The sequence below is a fragment of the Amycolatopsis sp. NPDC049691 genome (assembly GCF_040675005.1).
GTDB lineage: Bacteria > Actinomycetota > Actinomycetes > Mycobacteriales > Pseudonocardiaceae > Amycolatopsis.
Genome location: NZ_JBFANX010000041.1, coordinates 1 through 19769, shown reverse-complemented (window position 1 = coordinate 19769; position 19769 = coordinate 1). Strand labels below are relative to the sequence as shown.

Annotated in this window: 14 protein-coding genes and 1 rRNA gene; 8 read left to right on the top strand and 7 right to left on the bottom strand. The window is 71.0% G+C overall.

What is annotated here, in order from left to right; translation table 11 throughout:
* Nucleotides 1–3: 3 nt before the first annotated feature.
* Nucleotides 4–1485 (bottom strand): AMP-binding protein, encoded by a 1482-nt coding sequence (locus AB0J40_RS46680; protein ID WP_364466994.1) that lies wholly within the window; start codon nucleotides 1483–1485, stop codon nucleotides 4–6.
* 31 nt (nucleotides 1486–1516) lie between these two features.
* Here AB0J40_RS46680 and AB0J40_RS46675 point away from each other — a divergent pair, with 31 nt between their 5' ends.
* Together AB0J40_RS46675 and AB0J40_RS46670 are read left to right on the top strand one after the other, a co-directional pair.
* Nucleotides 1517–2653, top strand: coding sequence for an acyl-CoA dehydrogenase family protein (locus AB0J40_RS46675; protein ID WP_364466992.1), 1137 nt, complete (start codon nucleotides 1517–1519; stop codon nucleotides 2651–2653).
* Between the two features lie 39 nt (nucleotides 2654–2692).
* A complete protein-coding gene (locus AB0J40_RS46670) occupies nucleotides 2693–3640 on the top strand; it encodes an SDR family NAD(P)-dependent oxidoreductase (RefSeq protein ID WP_364466990.1) in 948 nt (315 codons plus the stop codon).
* Here the strand turns inward: AB0J40_RS46670 and AB0J40_RS46665 are convergent.
* Nucleotides 3637–4797, bottom strand: coding sequence for an aminotransferase class V-fold PLP-dependent enzyme (locus tag AB0J40_RS46665; protein WP_364466989.1), 1161 nt, complete (start codon nucleotides 4795–4797; stop codon nucleotides 3637–3639). The two genes, AB0J40_RS46670 and AB0J40_RS46665, sit on opposite strands and share 4 nt — an antisense overlap.
* Nucleotides 4798–4843: 46 nt before the next feature.
* Here AB0J40_RS46665 and AB0J40_RS46660 point away from each other — a divergent pair, with 46 nt between their 5' ends.
* Both AB0J40_RS46660 and AB0J40_RS46655 read left to right on the top strand, forming a co-directional pair.
* Complete coding sequence (locus tag AB0J40_RS46660) at nucleotides 4844–5476, top strand: GntR family transcriptional regulator (RefSeq protein WP_086672503.1); 633 nt, start codon at nucleotides 4844–4846, stop codon at nucleotides 5474–5476.
* Nucleotides 5473–6231, top strand: coding sequence for a metallophosphoesterase (locus AB0J40_RS46655; protein ID WP_364466987.1), 759 nt, complete (start codon nucleotides 5473–5475; stop codon nucleotides 6229–6231). The genes AB0J40_RS46660 and AB0J40_RS46655 overlap by 4 nt, the downstream gene beginning before the upstream one ends.
* Here AB0J40_RS46655 and AB0J40_RS46650 read toward each other — a convergent pair.
* From AB0J40_RS46650 to AB0J40_RS46630, 5 genes are read right to left on the bottom strand one after another with little or no spacing between them, the layout of a single operon-like run.
* Nucleotides 6221–7846, bottom strand: a complete 1626-nt coding sequence (locus tag AB0J40_RS46650) for a CocE/NonD family hydrolase (protein WP_364466985.1) — start codon at nucleotides 7844–7846, stop codon at nucleotides 6221–6223. The two genes, AB0J40_RS46655 and AB0J40_RS46650, sit on opposite strands and share 11 nt — an antisense overlap.
* Nucleotides 7847–7895: 49 nt before the next feature.
* Nucleotides 7896–9287 carry an aspartate ammonia-lyase gene (gene aspA, locus AB0J40_RS46645; protein WP_364466983.1) on the bottom strand — a complete coding sequence of 464 codons (1392 nt, stop codon included), beginning with the start codon at nucleotides 9285–9287 and terminating at the stop codon, nucleotides 7896–7898.
* Nucleotides 9287–10207 (bottom strand): asparaginase, encoded by a 921-nt coding sequence (locus AB0J40_RS46640; protein ID WP_364466981.1) that lies wholly within the window; start codon nucleotides 10205–10207, stop codon nucleotides 9287–9289. Before AB0J40_RS46640 ends, aspA begins: the two co-directional genes overlap by 1 nt.
* Nucleotides 10204–11625 (bottom strand): amino acid permease, encoded by a 1422-nt coding sequence (locus AB0J40_RS46635; protein ID WP_364466979.1) that lies wholly within the window; start codon nucleotides 11623–11625, stop codon nucleotides 10204–10206. The genes AB0J40_RS46640 and AB0J40_RS46635 overlap by 4 nt, the downstream gene beginning before the upstream one ends.
* Nucleotides 11622–12269 (bottom strand): FadR/GntR family transcriptional regulator, encoded by a 648-nt coding sequence (locus AB0J40_RS46630; protein ID WP_364466978.1) that lies wholly within the window; start codon nucleotides 12267–12269, stop codon nucleotides 11622–11624. Before AB0J40_RS46630 ends, AB0J40_RS46635 begins: the two co-directional genes overlap by 4 nt.
* A 299-nt stretch (nucleotides 12270–12568) precedes the next feature.
* Here AB0J40_RS46630 and dnaE point away from each other — a divergent pair, with 299 nt between their 5' ends.
* The 4 genes from dnaE to AB0J40_RS46610 all read left to right on the top strand — a co-directional run.
* The gene (dnaE, locus tag AB0J40_RS46625; RefSeq protein ID WP_364466976.1) at nucleotides 12569–16153 is read left to right on the top strand and encodes a DNA polymerase III subunit alpha; all 3585 of its coding nucleotides are present in this window, start codon (nucleotides 12569–12571) and stop codon (nucleotides 16151–16153) included.
* Nucleotides 16154–16220: 67 nt separating this feature from the next.
* A complete protein-coding gene (locus tag AB0J40_RS46620; RefSeq protein ID WP_364466974.1) occupies nucleotides 16221–17702 on the top strand; it encodes an MFS transporter in 1482 nt (493 codons plus the stop codon).
* A 419-nt stretch (nucleotides 17703–18121) separates the two neighbouring features.
* Complete coding sequence (locus tag AB0J40_RS46615) at nucleotides 18122–19318, top strand: low temperature requirement protein A (RefSeq protein ID WP_364466972.1); 1197 nt, start codon at nucleotides 18122–18124, stop codon at nucleotides 19316–19318.
* A gap of 358 nt (nucleotides 19319–19676) precedes the next feature.
* Nucleotides 19677–19769, top strand: a 16S ribosomal RNA gene (locus AB0J40_RS46610); the annotation flags it as partial.

Genomic DNA, 19769 nt, shown 5'->3' with positions numbered 1-19769 from the left:
CTCTCAGTCCCGCCGCAAGGTGCGGCGGAGCAGCTTCCCCGACTCCGTCCGCGGGAGCTCGCCGGTGAAGTCGAACCGCTTCGGCACCTTGAACCCGGCCAGCGCCGCCCGGCAGTGCTCGGCGAGCCGCGCGGCGAGGTCTCCGGAGGCGCCCGGCACCGGCTGGACGACGGCGACGACCCGCTGCCCCCACTCGTCGTCCGGCTCGCCGATCACCGCCGCGTCGGCGACGTCCGGGTGCGCCAGCAGCCGCGCCTCGACCTCGGCCGGGTAGATGTTGACGCCGCCGGAGAGGATCAGGTCGGTCCGCCGGTCGAGCAGGAAGACGCGGCCTTCGGGGTCGCGGTAGCCGAAGTCGCCGACGGTGATGAACTCCCCGGACCGTGCGGCCGCGGTCTTCTCGGGGTCGCCGAGGTAGTCGAGCGCGGTGTGGGCGGAGCTGAAGTAGATCGTGCCCGGCTCGCCGTCGGGCACCTCCGCGCCGTCGTCGTCGAGGACCTTCAGCCGGACGCCGGCCAGCGGCCGGCCGACCGTGCCCGGCGCCGCGAGCCAGTCCGCGGCGGTGACGCCGCAGACGAGCCCCTCGGACGCGCCGTAGTACTCGTGCACCACCGGGCCGAGCCAGGCGATCATCCGCTCCTTGACCTCGCGCGGGCAGGGCGCCGCACCGTGGATGACGCTCGTCAGGCTCGACGTGTCGTACCGCGCGCGGACGTCTTCGGGCAGCCGCAGCATGCGGTGGAACATCGTCGGCACCAGGTGGGTGTCCGTGACGCGGTGCTCCTCGACGAGCCGCAGCGTCTCCTCGGCGTCGAAGCGGCCCATCAGCACCGCGCTGTGCCCCAGGTGCAGGGCGTTGACGGCGAACGAACCGGGCGCCGCGTGGTAAAGCGGGCACGCCACCAGGTGCACGCCCGGCCCGGGCCGGACGTCGAAGAGGTCCAGGAGGTAGCGGTGGATCGGGTGCAGCGACGGCGGTTTCCCGCTGAGCGCGCGCCGGACGCCCTTGGGGCGGCCGGTCGTGCCCGACGTGTAGAGCATCGTCTGGCCCGCGGTCCGCGGCTCCGGCGGCGTCGACGGCTCGTCCTCGCCCCAGGAGGCGTAGTCGCCCCAGCCCTCGGCCGGGCCGACCGAGAACCGGGGCACGCCGGGGTCGCACGTCCGCGCGATGGCGGCGTCCGCGACGACGACGCGGGCGCCGCTGTTCGCGACCACATAAGCGATTTCGGCCGCGGAAGACCGGTAGTTGACCGGGGTGAAGTACATCCCCGCCTGCAGCGTGGCGAACAGCAGCTCGAAGTAGGGGAGTCCGTTGTGGACGATCGCGACGACGCCGTCGCCCGGCCCGAGGCCCAGCCGGCGCAGCGCGTGCGTCAGCCGGTTCGCCCGCGCGGCCAGCTCGCCGAAGGTCGCGGCCGTGCCGTCCGGCGCGCGCACCGCGAGCCGGTCCGGGTGCGCGTCCGCGACGTCGAAGAAGGTGCTCACGAGCCGCACGCTACCGGGTAGCGTGCCCCTTATGGACGCGGAGCTTTTCGGGCAGGTTCTCGGCGCGGTGCGGGACTTCGTGCGCAAGGAGGTCGTGCCGCGGGAGGCGGAGATCGACGAGCGCGACGAGATCCCGGCCGAGATCCGCGAGAAGGCGGCCGAGCTGGGCCTGTTCGGCTGGGCACTGCCGGAGGAGTACGGCGGCCTCGGTCTCGGCATGGCCGAAGACGTCCGGCTGGCGATCGAGCTCGGCCACACCACGCCCGCGTTCCGGTCGCTGTTCGGCACCAACAACGGCATCGCGGGCCAGGCGATCGTGCACTACGGGACGCCGGACCAGCGCACCCGCTGGCTGCCCCGGCTGGCGGCCGGCCAGGCGATCGCCTCCTTCGCGCTCACCGAGGCCGAGGCCGGCTCCGACCCGGGCGGGCTGACCAGCCGCGCGGTCCGCGACGGCGACCGCTACCGCCTCTCCGGCACCAAGCGGTTCATCACGAACGCGCCGCTGGCCGAGGTCTTCGTCACGTTCGCGCGCACCGACCTCGAGAGCACCGGCAGCCGCGGCATTTCGGCGTTCCTGGTGCCCGCGGGTGCCGACGGCGTGACGGTCGGCCCGCACGACGCCAAGATGGGGCAGGCCGGCGCGTGGACGTCGGAGGTGGTCTTCGACGACGTCGAGCTGCCGGCCGACGCGCTGGTCGGCGAGGAGGGCAAGGGCTTCGGCATCGCGATGGCCTCGCTCGCCCGCGGCCGGCTGCACATCGCGGCGCTGTGCGTCGGCATGGCGGAGCGCGCGCTCGCCGAAGCCGTCGAGTACGCGCGGACGGCCCGCCAGGGCGGCCGGGTGATCGGCGAGTACCAGCTCGTCCAGGCGCTGCTGGCGGAGTCGCACGCCGAGCTGGCGGCCGGCCGCGCGATGGTCCACGAGGCCGCGGCGAAGTACGACTCGGGCGAGGACCGCAAGCTCGGCCCGTCGTCGGCGAAGCTGTTCTGCACCGAGATGCTCGGCCGGGTCGCCGACCGCGCGGTCCAGGTGCACGGCGGGATGGGGTACGTCCGCGGCGTCCCGGTCGAGCGGATCTACCGCGACGCGCGGCTGTTCCGCATCTACGAAGGCACCAGCGAAATCCAGAAGCTCGTCATCGCGCGGCAGCTGCTCAAGGACTGAACTTGCGCTGGAGTCCGCTCCAGGACCTAGCGTCGGGTCATGACCACTGCACAGCACAAGATCGGCTCCGGGTTCGGCGCCGAGACCACCGCGGCCGAGGTCGTCGCGGGGATCGACCTGACCGGCAAGCTCGCGATCGTCACCGGCGGCTACTCCGGCATCGGCCTGGAGACCACGCGGGCGCTGACGGCCGCCGGCGCGCACGTCGTCGTCCCGGCCCGCCGCCACGCCGCGGCCGAAGAAGCCTTGCGGGGCTGGGAAAACGTCGAGGTCGACGAACTGGACCTCAGCGACCTCGACAGCGTCCGCGCGTTCGCCGAGCGGTTCCTCGCCTCCGGCCGCGGGATCGACACCTTCATCGGCAGCGCCGGGATCATGGCGTCGCCCGAGACGCGCGTCGGCCCGGGCTGGGAGGCGCAGTTCGCGACCAACCACCTGGGCCACTTCGCCCTGGTGAACCGGCTCCGGCCCGCGTTCGGCGCCGGTGCCCGCGTGGTTTCGGTGTCCTCGCGCGGCCACCACTACGGCCCGGTCCGCTTCGACGACCTCGACTTCCGGCGGGGCTACGACAAGTGGCTCGCCTACGGCCAGGCGAAGACGGCGAACGTGCTCTTCGCCGTCCACCTCGACAAGCTGGCGCGCGACCACGGCGTCCGCGCGTTCGCCCTGCACCCGGGCCGGATCCTCACCGACCTCGTCCGGTACCTCGACCGCCAGGAGCTGGTCGACGCCGGGATGCTGGACGCCGGAGGCCGGGTCACCGGCGGCGCGAAGACGCCGGAGCAGGGGGCCGCGACCCAGGTCTGGGCGGCGACGTCCCCGCAGCTGGCCGGCCTCGGCGGCGTCTACCTCGAGGACTGCGACATCGCCGAGCCCGCGCCCGCCGACGGCACCCGCACCGGCGTCAAGGACTACGCGATCGACCCGGTCCTCGCCGAGCGGCTGTGGACGGTGTCGGCCGAACTGACCGGGGTGACCGCCTTCTAGAGCTTGCTCACCAGCAGGTCGATCTCGTCCTCGGTGTTGTAGTAGTGCACCGACGCCCGGACCAGGTCTGGCAGGTCGCGCGCGGTGAAGTCGTACTGCGCCGACGTCCGCGACGACACCGACGTGTTGATGTTCGCCTCGGCGAGCCGCGCCTTGATCTCCGCGGCCGGGGTGCCTTCGACGCTGAACGTCACGATGCCGCACTTCCGGGCGCCGACGTCGTGCACGCGCGCCCCGGCTTCGGCGAGCCGGCCGCGCAGCGTGGCGGCCAGCGAGGCGACGCGCTCTTCGATGGCGGGCAGGCCCCACTCGAGCGCGTAGTCGATCGCCGCGCCGAGGCCGAACACCGCCGCGAAGTCGCGTTCCCACACCTCGAAGCGCTTGGCCGTCGGGTCGACGACGTACTCCGTAGGCGACTCCCAGCTCGCCGAGTGCAGGTCGAGCATCGCGGGCTCCAGCCGGTCGCGCAGCCGCGGGTGCACGTAGAGGAACCCGGTGCCGCGCGGGCCGCGCAGGTACTTGCGGCCGGTCGTCGACAGCGCGTCGCACTTCAGCCGGGAGACGTCGAGGTCGAGCTGGCCGGCGGACTGGCACGCGTCGAGCAGGAAGGGGATGCCGGCAGCCTCGGCGACCGCGCCGATCTCCTCGGCCGGGTTGACCAGGCCGCCCTGGGTGGGCACGTGGGAAACGGCGATGAGCTTGACGTCGCCGTCCACGCGTCGCTTCAGGTCTTCGACGTCGAGCTGGCCCGACTCGTCGTCGCCGACCACCTCGACGACCGCGCCGGTGCGCTTGGCGACCTGCAGGTACGCGATCGCGTTGCTGGCGTACTCCGCGCGCGAGGTGAGGATCCGGTCGCCGGCCTGGAAGGGCAGGGCGTAGAAGACGGCCTGCCACGACCGGGTCGCGTTGTCGGTGAGCGCGATGTCGTCGGGTTCGGCGCCGACGAGCCGCGCCGCCGACGCGTACACCGCGGCGAGGCGATCCGACGCCTCCGCAGCCGCTTCGTAGCCGCCGACCAATGCTTCGTGGCGCAGGTACTCGACGACGGTGTCGGTCACGACGGACGGCGGCAGCGCCGAACCGGCGTTGTTGAAGTGGACCACTTCGGTGCAGCCGGGCGTGTCACGGCGGGCGCGGTCGACGTTGAAGGTCATGTGAACTGAATACAGTAGCTCTGTTCTGTATGCAATACTGCCGTCCATGGCTCGGACCCCGTTGCGCAGCGACCTCATCGAGGAGATCACCACCCGGGTGCTGGACGGCAGGCTCGCCGCCGGCGCCCGCGTCAACGAGGTGCACCTGGCCCGCGAGCTGGGCGTCAGCCGGACGCCGTTGCGGGAGGCGCTGATCGGGCTCGCCGACCGCGGCCTGCTGGTGTCCGCGCCGGGCCGGGGCTTCCTGGTGCCGCCGTTCGACCCGGACGAGGCGCGCCGCCTCTACCCGCTGGTCGCCGAGCTCGAAGCGCTGGCCCTGCGCTGGACGTCGCCGCTGGAGCTGGCCGGGCTGCCGGACGCGCTCGACGCCGTCGCCGACGAGATGGCCGCGGCGCTGGAGTCCGGCGCCGATCTGTCCGATGTGGACGAACGGTGGCACGCCCTGCTGCTGTCGCGCTGCCCCAACCCGCACCTGCTGCGGCTGATCGGGCAGACCAAGCCGCTGCTCAAGCGGTACGAATCGTGCTACTTCGGCGGGGCGGGCCGCGCCGGGGAGAGCATCGGCGAGCACCGCCGGATCGCTGCCGCGCTGCGCGACGGCGACCTGCCGACCGCGTCCGCGGTGCTCGTCCGCAACTGGGTGAAAGCCCTGGCGTACCTGGGGAAGGACGAACGATGATCATCGCGCACCTGAGCGACCTGCACCTCGACGGCGACCCGCGGGCGGAAGACCGGGTGGCCGCCGCCATGGCCTGGCTGGGCGGGCTGGCGCGCCCGATCGACGCGGTCGTGGTGACCGGCGACATCGCCGACCACGGCGAGGCGTCCGAGTACGCGCGCGCCGCCGAGCTGCTGAAGCACCCGGCGCCGGTGCTGGTGTGCCCGGGCAACCACGACGTCCGTGCGGAGTTCCGGACGGGTTTGCTCGGCGTACCCGCGTCGGACGACCCGATCGACTTCGCCCAGGAGATCGGCGGCGTGCTGTTCGCGATGTGCGACTCGACGATCCCGGGCCGCGGCGCGGGGTTCCTCGCCGACGCCAGCTTGGAGTGGCTGGACTCCGTCCTGGCCGGCGGCGACGGCCCGGCGTTCGTCGCGTTCCACCACCCACCGGTCGAAGTGGGGGTGACGCTGGTCGACGCGATCCGCCAGTCCGGCGAAGACCGGCTGGCGGCGGTGCTGGGCCGCCACCCGCGCGTCAAGGCACTGCTGGCCGGACACGTGCACACGGGCGCGTCGACGACGTTCGCGGGCGTGCCGCTGCGCATCGCCCCCGGCGTGGTTTCGCAGTCCCTGCTGCCGGTCGAGCCGGGCGGGGACCGCGGCTGGCAGGAGGGCGGCCCGCTGGACTACGAGCGGCCGCCGTCGCTGCTGCTGCACGTCTTGCACGACGACGGCCGGGTGACCAGCCACCACCGCGTGGTCAGCCGCTGAACACCGGGAGCGTGATCCTCGACGGCCGGGTCGCGTCGTGGAACACCTCGAAGCGGTTCGGCTTTCCTTCCACCGCCGATGTGACCGGCTCGCCGGTCCCGTGGTTGCGCGCGAACCGCGGGAACGCCCCGCCCGCCACCTGGACGCGCAGCCGGTGGCCGCGGCGGAAGCGGTACGCCGTCGGGTCGAGGGTCACCTCCGCCGTCACCAGCCCGTCGTCGCCGGCCGCCGGGAACCCCGGGCGCAGCCGGACGATCCCGTCGGTGACGTTGCGGGACACCCCGTTCGGGTCGACGTCGCAGAGCCGCACGTAGACGTCGGCGTGCGGCAGCTCCGTGCGCACGTGCACCGTCGCCGACACCTCGCCGATGACGTCCAGCTCCGCCGGCAGCGGCTCGCCGGTGAACACGAGCACGTCCGGCCGGGCCTCGACCGCCTGGTTGTCGCGCTGCTTCCACTCGCCCGTCAGCAGCGGACCGCCGACCGCCGGTGTCGGGTCCGCCGGGTCGTAAGTGAACGTCGTCGGGCGCGCTTCGCCGGTGACGGTCTCGCCGAGCCCGCCGATCGGCCGCAGGTGCGCCGCGGTCGCCGTCGACGGCGGCGGCCAGGACTCGAAGTCCAGCCACGTGCCCGCGCCCTGCAGGTACAGCCGGACCGGCGAACGCTGCAGCTGAGTCCGGTCGCCGAGCAGGTGCGCGCGCAGGAACCCGAGCTGGTCGCGGATCATCGGGCCCATGCTCGCCGGCTCGCCGTGCGCCCACGGCCCGATCGTGATCCGCGGCGCCTTGCCCGCCTCGGCGAGGATCCGGAAGTCGCGCAGCTGTGAGCCGATGAACAGGTCGTACCAGCCGGTCACCATCGACACCGGGACGTCGAGCTTCGCGACTTCGGCGCTGTGGTCGGACATCGCCCAGTAGTCGTCGTCGGGGACGAAGTGCTCGGTGATGTCCTGAAGGAACTGCACCGGCTTGCCGATCGCGGCGACGTCGGCGCGGCTCAGCGGCAGGAACGACATCGCCTTGCGCGTCTTCCGCTTCTGCAGCGGGTTCGGCAGCGCAGCGAAGCGCTCTTCCTGGCGGCCGATCATCGCCGACCACGACACCATGTTGTCCGCCGCGAGCACGCCGCCGGGGTAGAACGTCGAGACGAACTCCGACGCCGTCACGCCCAGGCACATCGCCGCCAGGGGCGGGTCGAGGTACGGCCCGACCGCCCACTGCGTGTGGCCGAGGTAGCTCGCGCCCGCCATGGCGATCCCGCCGTCGCACCACGGCTGCGCGCGCAGCCACTCGGCGGTCGCGACGCCGTCTTCGCGTTCGAGGTGGAACGGCCGGAACTCGCCGCCGGAGCCGAACGACCCGCGCGTGCTCTGGATGACCGTCTGCAGGCCGTGCCGGGCGAAGGTGTCGCCGAAGAGCTTCGACAGGATTCCCTTGCGCCCGTACGGCGTGCGGATCAGCACCACCGGCGCCGACGTCGTGCCGGGCGGCGCGTACCGGTCGGCGAGCAGCGTGACGCCGTCGGGCATCGGCACGGTGAGGTCGCGCGTCACGACCGGCTTGGGGCCTTCGGCGGGCGGGAGCCCGAGCAGCTTGTCGACAAGTCGGTCCAGCACGGGCGCCCGCCTTCCGAAGTGGAGTCGATCCTTCCGGATCGACCGTACCTCAGTTCGCGCGCGCGAGCGTTTCCGGACGCAGCAGCCTCGCCAGCTCCTCGGCGGGGATCAGGCCCTTTTCGACGACGAGTTCGGCGACGCCCCGCCCGGTCGCGAGGGCTTCCTTGGCGATCTCGGTCGCGGCCGCGTAGCCGATGCTCGGGTTGAGCGCGGTGACCAGCCCGATCGAGTTCTCGACGTACGCGCGCAGGACGTCGACGTTGGCCGTGATCCCGGAAACGCACTTCGCGGCGAGGGTCCGGCAGGCCGCGCCCAGATGCGTGATGCTCTCCGACAGCGCGTGCAGGATGATCGGCTCGAACGCGTTGAGCTGCAGCTGCCCGGCCTCGGCGGCCATCGTCACGGTGACGTCGTTGCCGATGACCTCGAACGCGACCTGGTTGACCACCTCCGGGACCACCGGGTTGATCTTGCCGGGCATGATCGACGAGCCGGCCTGCACCGGCGGCAGGTTGATCTCGTTGAGCCCGGCCCGCGGGCCGGAGGACAGCAGCCGCAGGTCGTTGCAGCTCTTCGACAGCTTGACCGCGATCCGCTTGAGCACGCCCGAAAGGTGCACGAACGCGCCGCAGTCCTGGGTCGCCTCGACCAGGTCGGCCGCGGTGACGACGGGCAGCCCGGTGATCTCGCGCAGGTGCCGGCACGCGGCTTCGGCGTACCCCGGCGCGGCGTTGAGGCCGGTGCCGATCGCGGTCGCGCCGAGGTTGATCTCGTGCAGCAGCGCGACGGCTTCGTTCAGCCGGAGCCGGTCCTCGCCGAGCATCACCGCGTAGGTGCCGAACTCCTGGCCGAGCGTCATCGGAACCGCGTCCTGCAGCTGCGTCCGGCCCATCTTCAGGACGTCGTGGAACTCGACGGCCTTGGCCGCGAACGCCTTCTCCAGCACGACCATGGCTTCCGACAGCTCGCGCACGGCGATGATCGTCGCGACGTTGACCGCGGTCGGGTAGGCGTCGTTGGTCGACTGCCCGAGGTTGACGTGCTCGTTGGGGTGCACGACGTGGTAGTCGCCCTTGGCGTGCCCGAGCAGTTCGAGCGCGCGGTTGGCGATCACCTCGTTGGCGTTCATGTTGGTCGAGGTCCCGGCGCCGCCCTGGATGACGTCGACGACGAACTCCTCGTGCAGCGCGCCTTCGCGGATCTCCCGGCAGGCGGCACGGATCGCGTCGGCGATCTCGGGCTTCAGCAGCCCCAGCTCGGCGTTGGCGCGCGCGGCGGCCTCCTTCACCGCGGCCAGCGCCTCGATCAGGTGCGGGTACGCGGCGATGGTCGTGCCCGTGATCGGGAAGTTCTCGCGGGCGCGGGCGGTGTGCACGCCCCAGTAGGCGTCGGCGGGGACGTCCTTGTCGCCCAGCAGGTCGTGTTCACGGCGGGTGGTCATCACAAGCTCCCCACAGAAGCGGCCAGTTTTCCGGTGACACGCAGGTTGTCCGGTCCGGGCGGGACCTCGATCCCACACAGCTTCAGCGCGGCGGCCAGCACGGGGTACCGCGCCCGGTCGCCGCCGTCGGCGATCTTGACCGCGATCGCCGTGCCGTCCGGCAGCGCGGCGACCTGGACGGCCTCGAAGCCGTCCTTCGCGATCAGCCCGGGCACCGCGCGCATGACGGCGGTGACGTCCCGGCGGCTGCCGCCGACCAGCTCCGGGTGCCGCCGGATCCCGTCGGCGACCAGGTGCTCCGGCGTGCCCGGCGCCGCCGCGGCGATCTTCGAGACGGCGGTGGCGAGACCGCGCAGCGTCGTCGCGAACAGGGGCGCGCCGCAGCCGTCCACGGCCACGCGCTCGATGCCGTGCCCGGTCAGGTCCTCGACGGTCCCGGCGATCGCGCGCTGCAGCGGGTGCGCCGGGTCGAGGTAGCCGTCGGTGGCCCAGCCGTTCAGGTCGCAGGTCGCGAGCATCGCCGCGTGCTTGCCGGAGCAGTTGTGCGCCAGCCGGCTGGGGGCGCGGCCGGCGGCCACCCACCGGTCGCGTTCGACCGGGTCGTACGGGTAGTCCGCGGGGTTGCCGAGCGCGCCGGGGGAGCGGCCGCCGAGCACGTCGAGGGCTGCGTCGAGGTGCACCTGCTCGCCGGAGTGGCTCGCGGCGGCGATGGCGAACCCGGCGGGGGACAGGCGCAGCCCGAGCCGGGCCATCGCCGTGGCCTGCAGCGGTTTCGCCGTCGAGCGCGGGTACATCGCGGCGTCCGGATCGCCCGCGGCGAACAGCGTCGTGCCGTCCGGGGCCAGCACGATCACCGAGCCATGGTGGACGCCCTCGGTCATGCCGTCGCGGACCAGCTCGGCCAGTGGTTCGTGGTTCACATGCCCTCCTCGTCGAACGCGCGCATGTCGATCCGCTTGCGGGCGGCGAACCAGCCCGCGACGAGCGCGACGGCGATCGCCGGCAGCGCGAGCAGGGTGATCCGGCCGGTCTCGTCGAAGCCCATCAGCACGACGACGGCGGCGAGGAACACGAGCGTCGCGATCTCGGTGTACGGCGAGAACGGCAGCCGGAAGGCGGGCCGCTCGCGCCCGTCGCGCTTGGCCTTCCGGACGAAGAGCAGGTGGCAGAGCACGATGATCGCCCAGGTCGCCAGGATGCCGATCGCGGCGAAGTTGAGGACGATGTCGAAGGCTTCCTTCGGCACCAGGTAGTTGAGCCCGACGCCCAGCACGCAGACCGACGCCGTCAGCAGGATGCCGCCGTAGGGCACCTGGTTGCGGTTCATCACGCCGGTGAACTTCGGCGCCGAGCCCGCCTTGGCCATCGACCGCAGGATCCGGCCGGTCGAGTAGAGCCCGGAGTTCAGGCTCGACAGCGCCGCGGTGAGCACGACCAGGTTCATCACGCTGTCCGCGGCCGGTACGCCGAGGTGCGAGAGGACGGTGACGAACGGGCTCTGGTCCTTCGAGTAGGAGCTCCAGGGCAGCAGCATCGCCAGCAGCACGACCGAGCCGACGTAGAAGACGAGGATCCGCCACATGATCGAGTTGATCGCCTTGGGCATGATCTTCTCCGGGTTTTCGGTCTCGCCGGCGGCGACGCCGACCAGCTCGACCGAGGCGTAGGCGAACACCACGCCCTGCACGATGAGCACCATCGGCAGCAGCCCGGTCGGGAAGATCCCGCCGTGGTCGGTGATCAGCTGCGGGCCGGGGACCGTGCCGTCGATCGGCGTCTGCGTCACCAGCAGGAAGATCCCGATCACCATGAACAGCACGAGCGCGGCGACCTTGACGATGGCGAACCAGAACTCCATCTCGCCGAACAGCTTCACCGAGACGAGGTTGAGCGTCAGCACGACGGCCAGCGCGATCAGCGCGAGCACCCACTGCGGGACCGGCGAGAAGAACGACCAGAAGTGCGCGTAGAGCGCGATGGCCGTGATGTCGGCGATCCCGGTGGTCGACCAGTTGAGGAAGTGCATCCAGCCGGCGACGTACGCGCCCTTCTCGCCCATGAACTCGCGCGCGTAGGAGACGAAGGCGCCGCTGGAGGGCCGGTGGAGGATGAGCTCGCCGAGCGCGCGGACGACGAAGAACGCGAAGAGCCCGCAGACGGCGTAGACGATGGCGAGCGCGGGCCCGGCCTGCGCGAGCCGCCCGCCGGCGCCGAGGAAGAGGCCGGTGCCGATCGCGCCGCCGATGGCGATCATGTTCACGTGCCGCGGCTTGAGGGCCTTGCGGTAGCCGGCGTCGCCCGCGTCCGCGGTCGTGGCCGTCAGGGTCTGTTCGGTCACTGGTCCCCGTTCACGATGCTGGTCAGAGTGGCTTCGACGTGCGTCAGGTGCGCGGTCATCGCCTCGACGGCTTGGGCTTCGGAACCGCGTTCGATGGCCGTGACGATCTCGCGGTGTTCGATGTTCGACTGCCGCCGCCGGTCGCCGAGCTGGTTGAGGAAGGCGGACTGGCGGGCCAGCGCGTCCCGGATCTCTTCGATCACCTTCCCGAAGACGGGGTTGCCCGAGGCCTGGGCGATGGTGATGTGGAAGAGCGAGTCGAGCGCGACCCAGGCGGTGTTGTCGGTCTCGGCGTCCATCCGGTCCAGGAGGTGCCCGAGCAGGTCGAGGTCGTCCTGGCTGCGGCGCACGGCCGCGTAGCCCGCGACGGGGATCTCGACGTGCCGGCGCACCTCGACGAGGTCGCGGGCGGAGTAGGGCCCGAAGGTCGGGTTGTCGGCGGGCCCGGTGGCGGTGACGAAGGTGCCCTTGCCGGTCTTGGACTCGGTCATGCCGAGGGCCTGCAGGCCGCGGAGGGCTTCCCGGATGACCGAGCGGCTGACCTCGAACTCCCTGCTCAGGGCGGCTTCGGAGGGAAGCTTGGCGCCGAGGGGGTAGTCGCCGCGTTCGATCAGCTGCCGCAGGTGCGCCAGGACGGCTTCCATGGCGCTGACCCGCCGGGGACCACCTTGTCCGGCTGTCTGGCTGTCAGACAGGTTCATGCGGGGAATGCTCGGTCCCGGCCCGCCGGGTGTCAACGCGGGTCCCGACGTCTGTGGCGGACCTCACCGCCGCCCGTGACCGCCCGGCAGCACCGCGTGCCGTGATCACCACCGCCCGAATCGGTGGCGCGTCGCGCCACCCGGCGCGGGCTTCGGAGGCGCACAATCGAGCCCGGCGAGTGCGGGATAGGCTGGGGAGCCCGGGCGCGCCGGTCCGAACGACCAAGGGGAGGTTTTCGCTGGTGTCGAACGATTCTTTCGTCCACCTGCACGTCCACACCGAGTACTCGATGCTCGACGGTGCGGCGAAGATCGCTCCCCTCTTCGCGGAGGCGGCGCGCCTCGGCATGCCGGCGGTCGGCATGACCGACCACGGCAACATGTACGGCGGCGACGAGTTCTACCAGCAGTCCAAGAAGGCCGGGATCAAGCCGATCATCGGCATCGAGGCCTACATCGCGCCGGAGAGCCGGTTCCACAAGAAGCCCGTCTTCTGGGGCCAGGCCAACCAGCGCGGCTCGGACGAGTTCGGTGAGGGCGGCGACGTCTCCGGTGGCGGTGCGTACACGCACATGACCATGCTCGCGTCGAACGCCACCGGCCTGCGGAACCTCTTCAAGCTGTCCTCGCTGGCCAGCATGCAGGGCTACTACCGCAAGCCGCGCATGGACCGGGAACTCATCTCGGAGAACCACGAAGGCATCATCGCCACCACCGGCTGCCCGTCCGGCGAGGTGCAGACCCGGCTGCGGCTGGGCCAGAAGGAGGCGGCGATCCAGGCCGCGTCCGACTACAAGGACATCTTCGGCGCCGACAACTTCTTCCTCGAGCTGATGGACCACGGCCTGCCGATCGAGCGGTCGGTCCGCGAAGGCCTCCTCGAGATCGGCCGGCTGCTCGACCTCAAGCCACTGGCCACGAACGACTCGCACTACGTCACCAAGGACCAGGCCGACACGCACTCGGCGCTGCTGTGCGTCCAGGCGGGCAAGACCCTCAACGACCCGACCCGGTTCAAGTTCGACGGCGACGGCTACTACCTCAAGTCCGCCGCCGAGATGCGCGAGTACTGGGACAAGGAGGTCCCGGGCGCGGCGGACACGACGCTGATGATCGCCGAGCGCGTCGAGTCCTACGAAGAGGTGTACGCGCACAAGGACCGGCTGCCGTTCTTCGAGGTGCCGGAGGGCTACGACCAGGGCGGCTGGCTGCGCGAAGAGGTCGCGAAGGGCCTGAAGTGGCGCTTCCCGGACGGCCCGCCCGAGGGCTACCACGAGCGCATCGAGAAGGAGCTCGACGTCATCATCGGGAAGGGCTTCCCGGCCTACTTCCTGATCGTCGCCGACCTCATCAGCTACGCCCGCCGCGTCGGCATCCGGGTCGGCCCGGGCCGTGGTTCGGCGGCCGGCTCGCTCGTCGCGTACGTCCTCGGTATCACGAACCTGGACCCGATCCCGCAGAAGCTGCTGTTCGAGCGGTTCCTCAACCCCGAGCGCGTCTCGATGCCCGACATCGACATCGACTTCGACGACCGCCGGCGCGGCGAGATGATCCGGTACGCGACCGAAAAGTACGGCGCGGACAAGGTCGCCCAGGTCATCACCTTCGGCACCATCAAGACGAAGGCGGCGATCAAGGACTCCGCCCGCGTCCACTTCGGCCAGCCCGGCTACGCGATCGCCGACAAGATCTCCAAGGCGTTGCCGCCGCCGATCATGGCGAAGGACATCCCGCTCTCGGGCATCGTCGACTCGAAGCACGAGCGCTACGGCGAGGCCGCCGAGGTCCGCGCGCTCGTCGAGACCGACGAAGAGTGCAAGACGATCTTCGAGACCGCCCGCGGCCTCGAGGGCCTGATCCGCAACGCGGGCGTGCACGCCTGCGCGGTCATCATGTCCTGCGACCCGCTGACCGACGCGATCCCGCTCTGGCAGCGCGACGACGGCTCGATCATCACCGGCTGGGACTACCCGTCGTGCGAGGCCATCGGCCTGCTGAAGATGGACTTCCTCGGCCTGCGGAACCTCACGGTCATCGGCGACGCGATCGACAACATCAAATCCAACCGCGGGATCGACATCGACCTCGACACCCTCGGCGTCGACGACCCCGAGACGTACAAGCTGCTCGCCCGCGGCGACACGCTCGGCGTGTTCCAGCTGGACGGCGGGCCCATGCGCGACCTGCTCCGCCGGATGGAGCCCACGGTCTTCGACGACATCGTCGCGGTCGGCGCGCTGTACCGCCCCGGCCCGATGGGCATGAACGCGCACAACGACTACGCCGACCGCAAGAACGGGCGGCAGAAGGTCAAGCCGATCCACCCGGAGCTCGACGAGCCCCTGAAGGAGATCCTGGCCGACACCTACGGCCTGATCGTGTACCAAGAGCAGATCATGCACATCGGCCAGAAGGTGGCCGGGTACACGATGGGCCGCGCGGACGTGCTGCGCCGCGCGATGGGCAAGAAGAAGAAGGAAGTCCTCGACAAGGAGTACGAGGGCTTCGAAGCCGGCATGCGGGCCAGCGAGCTGGTCCCCGGCGGGTTCTCCAAAGAGGCGATCAAGGCCCTCTGGGACACGATCCTCCCGTTCGCCGGCTACGCGTTCAACAAGAGCCACGCGGCCGCGTATGGCCTGGTCTCCTACTGGACCGCGTACCTCAAGGCGAACTTCACCGCCGAGTACATGGCGGCCCTGCTGACGTCGGTCGGCGACAACAAGGACAAGTCGGCGGTCTACCTCTCCGAGTGCCGCCGCCTGGGCATCAAGGTGCTGCCGCCGGACGTCAACGAGTCGGCCCTGCGGTTCGCGGCCGTCGGGGACGACATCCGCTTCGGCCTGGGCGCCGTCCGCAACGTCGGCGCGAACGTCGTCGAGTCGATCATCAAGACCCGCGAGGAGAAGGGCAAGTACGCGTCCTTCACCGACTTCCTCGACAAGTCCGAGCTCGTGGCCTGCAACAAGCGGGTCATCGAGTCGCTGATCAAGGCGGGCGGGTTCGACTCGCTCGGCCACACGCGGCTGTCGATGATCCAGGTCCACGAGGACGCGGTGGAAGCCGTCGTCCCGCTCAAGCGCCAGGAGGCGATGGGCCAGTTCGACCTCTTCGGCTTCGGCGGTGACGAGGGCGAGGCGGCCCCGTCGTCGTCGCCGCTCGCGCACCTGAAGTTCGGCGACGAGGAGTACCCACGCAAGCAGCTGCTCGCCTACGAACGCGAGATGCTCGGCCTGTACGTCTCGGCGCACCCGCTGGACGGCGCCGAGCGGATCCTGCGCAAGCACGCCCCGAAGCCGATCGCCGGCATCCTCGCCGACCCGCCGAAGGAAGGCGAGATCGTCATCTCCGGGCTGATCACGTCGCTGGAGCGGCGGGTCAACAAGAAGGGCGAGCCCTGGGCGATCTGCACGGTCGAGGACATGGACGCCTCCCTCGAGGTGCTGTTCTTCCCGAAGGCGTACGCGCTGTTCGCGGGTGAGCTGATCGAGGACAACGCGGTGCTGGTCAAGGGCCGGGTCAACTGGCGCGAAGACAAGATGTCGGTCTTCGGCGGCGGCCTGGCGACGCTGGACCTGTCCGAGGTCGGCACGGGCAACGGCGACGACGAGCCGCCGCTGGTCCTGCTCGCCGCGGCGGAGAAGATCGACCAGTCGGTGGTCAGCGAGCTGCGGTCCACGCTGCTCGCGCACAAGGGCGAGACCCCGGTGCACCTCAAGCTGGTCGGCAAGAACCAGACGGTCTTCGCGCTCTACGACTACCCGGTCAAGGTCAGCTCCATGCTGATCGGCGAGCTGAAGGGCATCCGGGGCATCACCGCTTCGACGTGACGCTTCGGGAGGCGGGATCCGTGCGCACAACGCGCGCGGATCCCGCCTTTCGTGTTTCCTGGACGAGATGACTTACGAACCCGATCCCCGCCGCTGGAAAGCGCTTGCCGTGTCGCTGACGGCCGGGTTCATGGGGCTGCTCGACGTCAGCATCGTCAACGTCGCGCTCCCGTCGATGCAGTCCGGGCTGCACGCGACCAGCGGCGGCATCCGCTGGGTCGTCTCCGGCTACGCGCTGGCGTTCGGCCTGGTCCTGGTCACCGGCGGCCGGCTCGGCGACGCGTTCGGCCGCCGGAACATGTTCCTCGGCGCCCTCGCCGCGTTCGTCCTCACCAGCGCGCTGGCCGGCGCGGCCCCGAACGAGACGACGCTGGTGCTCGCGCGGCTCGCCCAGGGCGTCGCGGCGGGCATGCTCACCCCGCAGAACACCGGCCTGATCCAGGACCTCTTCCGCGGCGCCGAGCGCGGCCGCGCGTTCGGGATGTTCGGCGCGGTGGTCGGGATCTCGACGGCGGTCGGCCCGATCCTCGGCGGCGCGATCCTCGCCGTGTTCGGGGCCCAGGACGGCTGGCGCTGGGTGTTCTACGTCAACGTCCCGATCGGCGTCCTCGCGTTCGCGCTCGCCCTGCGGCTGCTGCCGCGCAGCGAGCGGAAGAAGATCAAGGTCGGGTCGGAGATCGACTTCGCCGGCATCGCGCTGCTGGCGGTGGCCGTGCTGGGCGTGCTGCTGCCCGTCATCGATTCGGACAGCGGCGGCTTCGCGAAGCTGTGGTGGCTCCTGGTCGTCGCGCTGGTGTTCGGGGTCGCGTTCGTGCGCTGGGAGCGCTCGGTCGTCCGGCGCGGGCGGTCGCCGCTGCTGGACACCCGGCTGTTCACCGGCACGCCGGGCTACGCCGCCGGTGCCGCCGTCGGCGCCCTGTACTTCTGCGGGTTCGCCGGGATCTGGCTGGTCTTCGCGATGTTCTTCCAGCAGGGCCTCGGCTACACACCGCTGCAGTCGGGCCTGTCGGTGACGCCGTTCGCGCTCGGCTCGGCGGTCTCCGCGGCCGTCGCCGGGCGGCTCGTGCCGACCTTCGGCAGGCGGCTGACGGTCACCGGCCTGGCCATGGTCGCGCTGGGCCTGCTCGCCGTGGCGCTGCTCGCCGAGTTCGTCCCGCCGTCGGCGTCCGGGTGGGCGTTCGCGCTGCCGCTGCTGTTCGCGGGGGTGGGCGGCGGCATGGTGATCTCGCCGAACACGACGTTGACGCTCGAGTGCGTCCCGGTCCGGATGGCGGGCGTCGCCGGCGGCGCCCTGCAGACCGGGCAGCGGATCGGCACGGCCATCGGCACCGCCGTGCTCGCGTCGGTGTTCGGCACGGTCGTCGGCGCCGCGAAGGACTACCCGCTCGCGCTCACCGTCGCGCTGTGCTGCGCGGCCGGCCTGACGTGCACCGCGCTGGCCCTCGCCATCGCCGAACTGCGGGCGCGGCGCCACCGTGCGCAGACTTCGGAGCGCGAAAGCGACGACCGGCGGGCCGAGACGTCCGCCGCGGACGTCCAGCGGGGTTGAGACACTACTTTCGGCAGATTCGCGATGCTCCAAACGAGTGACGAGCACGGAAAGACACTGGTGCTACGCAGAGCAACCGGGTAGATCTTATGGAGCCTTCACTGCGCGGCTACGGCTACCGACAGTGGCAATCGGTCGGCCACCCGGGGATGGGGTGACCGGCCCGAGCGATCGAGGCGTCCGGAGTTCGAGGGAATGGACACACTCGGTCACCTTCCGTCCAGTGAGTGTCGGCGTCCGCGGGGGACCGTCCGGCAGTCGCGGAAGGAATGCCCATCGGCAGCCGCCGGCGCGTGACGGCAGCGGGTGGGCCCGGGTGAGGGGGAACCGGGCCCGCCCGTTCTTCGTGTCGTGCTTCCACCCCGCTCGTGATCATGTTGGGATGACCGCGTCCGACAGGCACGAGACCGGGAGCTCCGATGACCGAGCAGCCGACGCGGCCGGGGAGCCGGCTCCGGGTGTGGTACCGGCCGATGCGGTCGCGGGACAGCGGTGAGCACCACCGCGTCGCGACCCCCTTGGAACTGCTGTTCGACCTCTGCTTCGTGGTCGCCGTCGGCCAGGCCGCGGCTTCGCTGCACCACGCGCTGGCCGAGGGGCACGCCGCCCACGGCGTCTCGTCGTTCGCGATGGTGTTCTTCGCGATCTGGTGGGGCTGGCTGAACTTCAGCTGGTTCGCCTCGGCGTTCGACACCGACGACGTCCCGTACCGGCTGGCCACGCTCGTGCAGATCGCCGGCGGGCTGACCGTCGCGGCGGCGGTGTCGAGCGCGTTCGAGGGCGACTTCCGGCTGATGGTCGCCGGGTACGTCCTGATGCGGCTCGCGCTCGTGTTCCAGTGGCTGCGGGCCGCGCGGTCGGACCCGGGCTGCCACCCGGCGGCGCTGCGGTACGCCGTCGGCATCACGGCCGTCCAGGTGCTGTGGGTCTCCTACCTGTGGCTGCCGCACGGGCTGCGAGTGGCGGCCTTCGTCGTGTTCGTCGTCCTGGAGATGGCGGTGCCGGTGTGGGCGGAGCGGCGCCACGGCACCACGTGGCACCCGCACCACATCGCCGAGCGGTACGGCCTGTTCACCCTGATCGTCCTCGGCGAAGTGATCCTCAGCGCGACGAACGCGGTCAAGGAGGGCGCCGCGGAGCCGGGGCACACCGGCGCGCTGGTCTCGCTGGCCGCGGCCGGGCTGGTGCTCGTGTTCTCCATGTGGTGGCTGTACTTCGACCGGCCCGGGCACGCGCGGCTGGTCCGCCGCCCGACCATGTTCACGTCGATGAGCTGGGGGTACGGCCACTACCTCATCTTCGCCTCGGTGGCGGCCGTCGGAGCGGGGCTCGAGGTGGCGGTCGCCTACGACACGGGGACGCTGCACGACCTGGGCGGCGTGGCCGCCGCGTTCCCGACCACGGTGCCGGTCGCGGTCTTCCTGCTGAGCGTGTGGCTGCTCCACATCGGGCCGACCAACGAGTGCCGCCCGATCGCCATCGGCTTCCCGGTGACGGCGGTGCTCGTCCTGGCGGCGTCGTTCACGCCGGCGCCGATCCACGTCGCCGCGGTGCTGGCGGCCGCGCTCGTCGCGCTGACGGTCGTCGCGACCCACGGCTCGCGAGAGCCGGTCTGACACGGTATCGGTGCAGGTCAGCCGCCTGGCGCGAAAAAAGGGACCCCCCTGTGCGAGGGGGTTCCGGGGGCATGTAAAGTTCTCCAAGTCGCCAGGGAAACCGGGTGGCCGCCGGGAACACGAACCAAGCTCCCACGATCGTGGTAGAGTGGGTGGTCCCGAACCAGGGTGGTATCCCTGGAACAAAGCTTGAAACAAAAGCCGAAGACCAAGGCGCTTCGCGGCGCGGCGGTCCGAAGTGTGTTGCTTGAGAACTCAACAGTGTGCTAGTGAACTAAGCCAGTAGAGCTTATATGAAACCCCCTCGTCGGGGTTTCCTTTGAGAGCAATACATTTGCCTCGATTGAATTCGAAGACATTGTTGGAGAGTTTGATCCTGGCTCAGGACGAACGCTGGCGGCGTGCTTAACACATGCAAGTCGAACGCTGAAGCACCTTCGGGTGTGGATGA

Excerpts from the sequence above, each read along its gene's own strand:
- AB0J40_RS46675 (WP_364466992.1), top strand. The coding sequence starts at position 1,517 with ATGGACGCGGAGCTTTTCGGGCAGGTTCTCGGCGCGGTGCGGGACTTC.
- AB0J40_RS46670 (WP_364466990.1), top strand. The coding sequence starts at position 2,693 with ATGACCACTGCACAGCACAAGATCGGCTCCGGGTTCGGCGCCGAGACC.
- AB0J40_RS46665 (WP_364466989.1), bottom strand. The coding sequence starts at position 4,797 with ATGACCTTCAACGTCGACCGCGCCCGCCGTGACACGCCCGGCTGCACC.
- AB0J40_RS46660 (WP_086672503.1), top strand. The coding sequence starts at position 4,844 with ATGGCTCGGACCCCGTTGCGCAGCGACCTCATCGAGGAGATCACCACC.
- AB0J40_RS46655 (WP_364466987.1), top strand. The coding sequence starts at position 5,473 with ATGATCATCGCGCACCTGAGCGACCTGCACCTCGACGGCGACCCGCGG.
- aspA (WP_364466983.1), bottom strand. The coding sequence starts at position 9,287 with ATGACCACCCGCCGTGAACACGACCTGCTGGGCGACAAGGACGTCCCC.
- AB0J40_RS46630 (WP_364466978.1), bottom strand. The coding sequence starts at position 12,269 with ATGGAAGCCGTCCTGGCGCACCTGCGGCAGCTGATCGAACGCGGCGAC.
- AB0J40_RS46620 (WP_364466974.1), top strand. The coding sequence starts at position 16,221 with ATGACTTACGAACCCGATCCCCGCCGCTGGAAAGCGCTTGCCGTGTCG.
- AB0J40_RS46615 (WP_364466972.1), top strand. The coding sequence starts at position 18,122 with ATGACCGAGCAGCCGACGCGGCCGGGGAGCCGGCTCCGGGTGTGGTAC.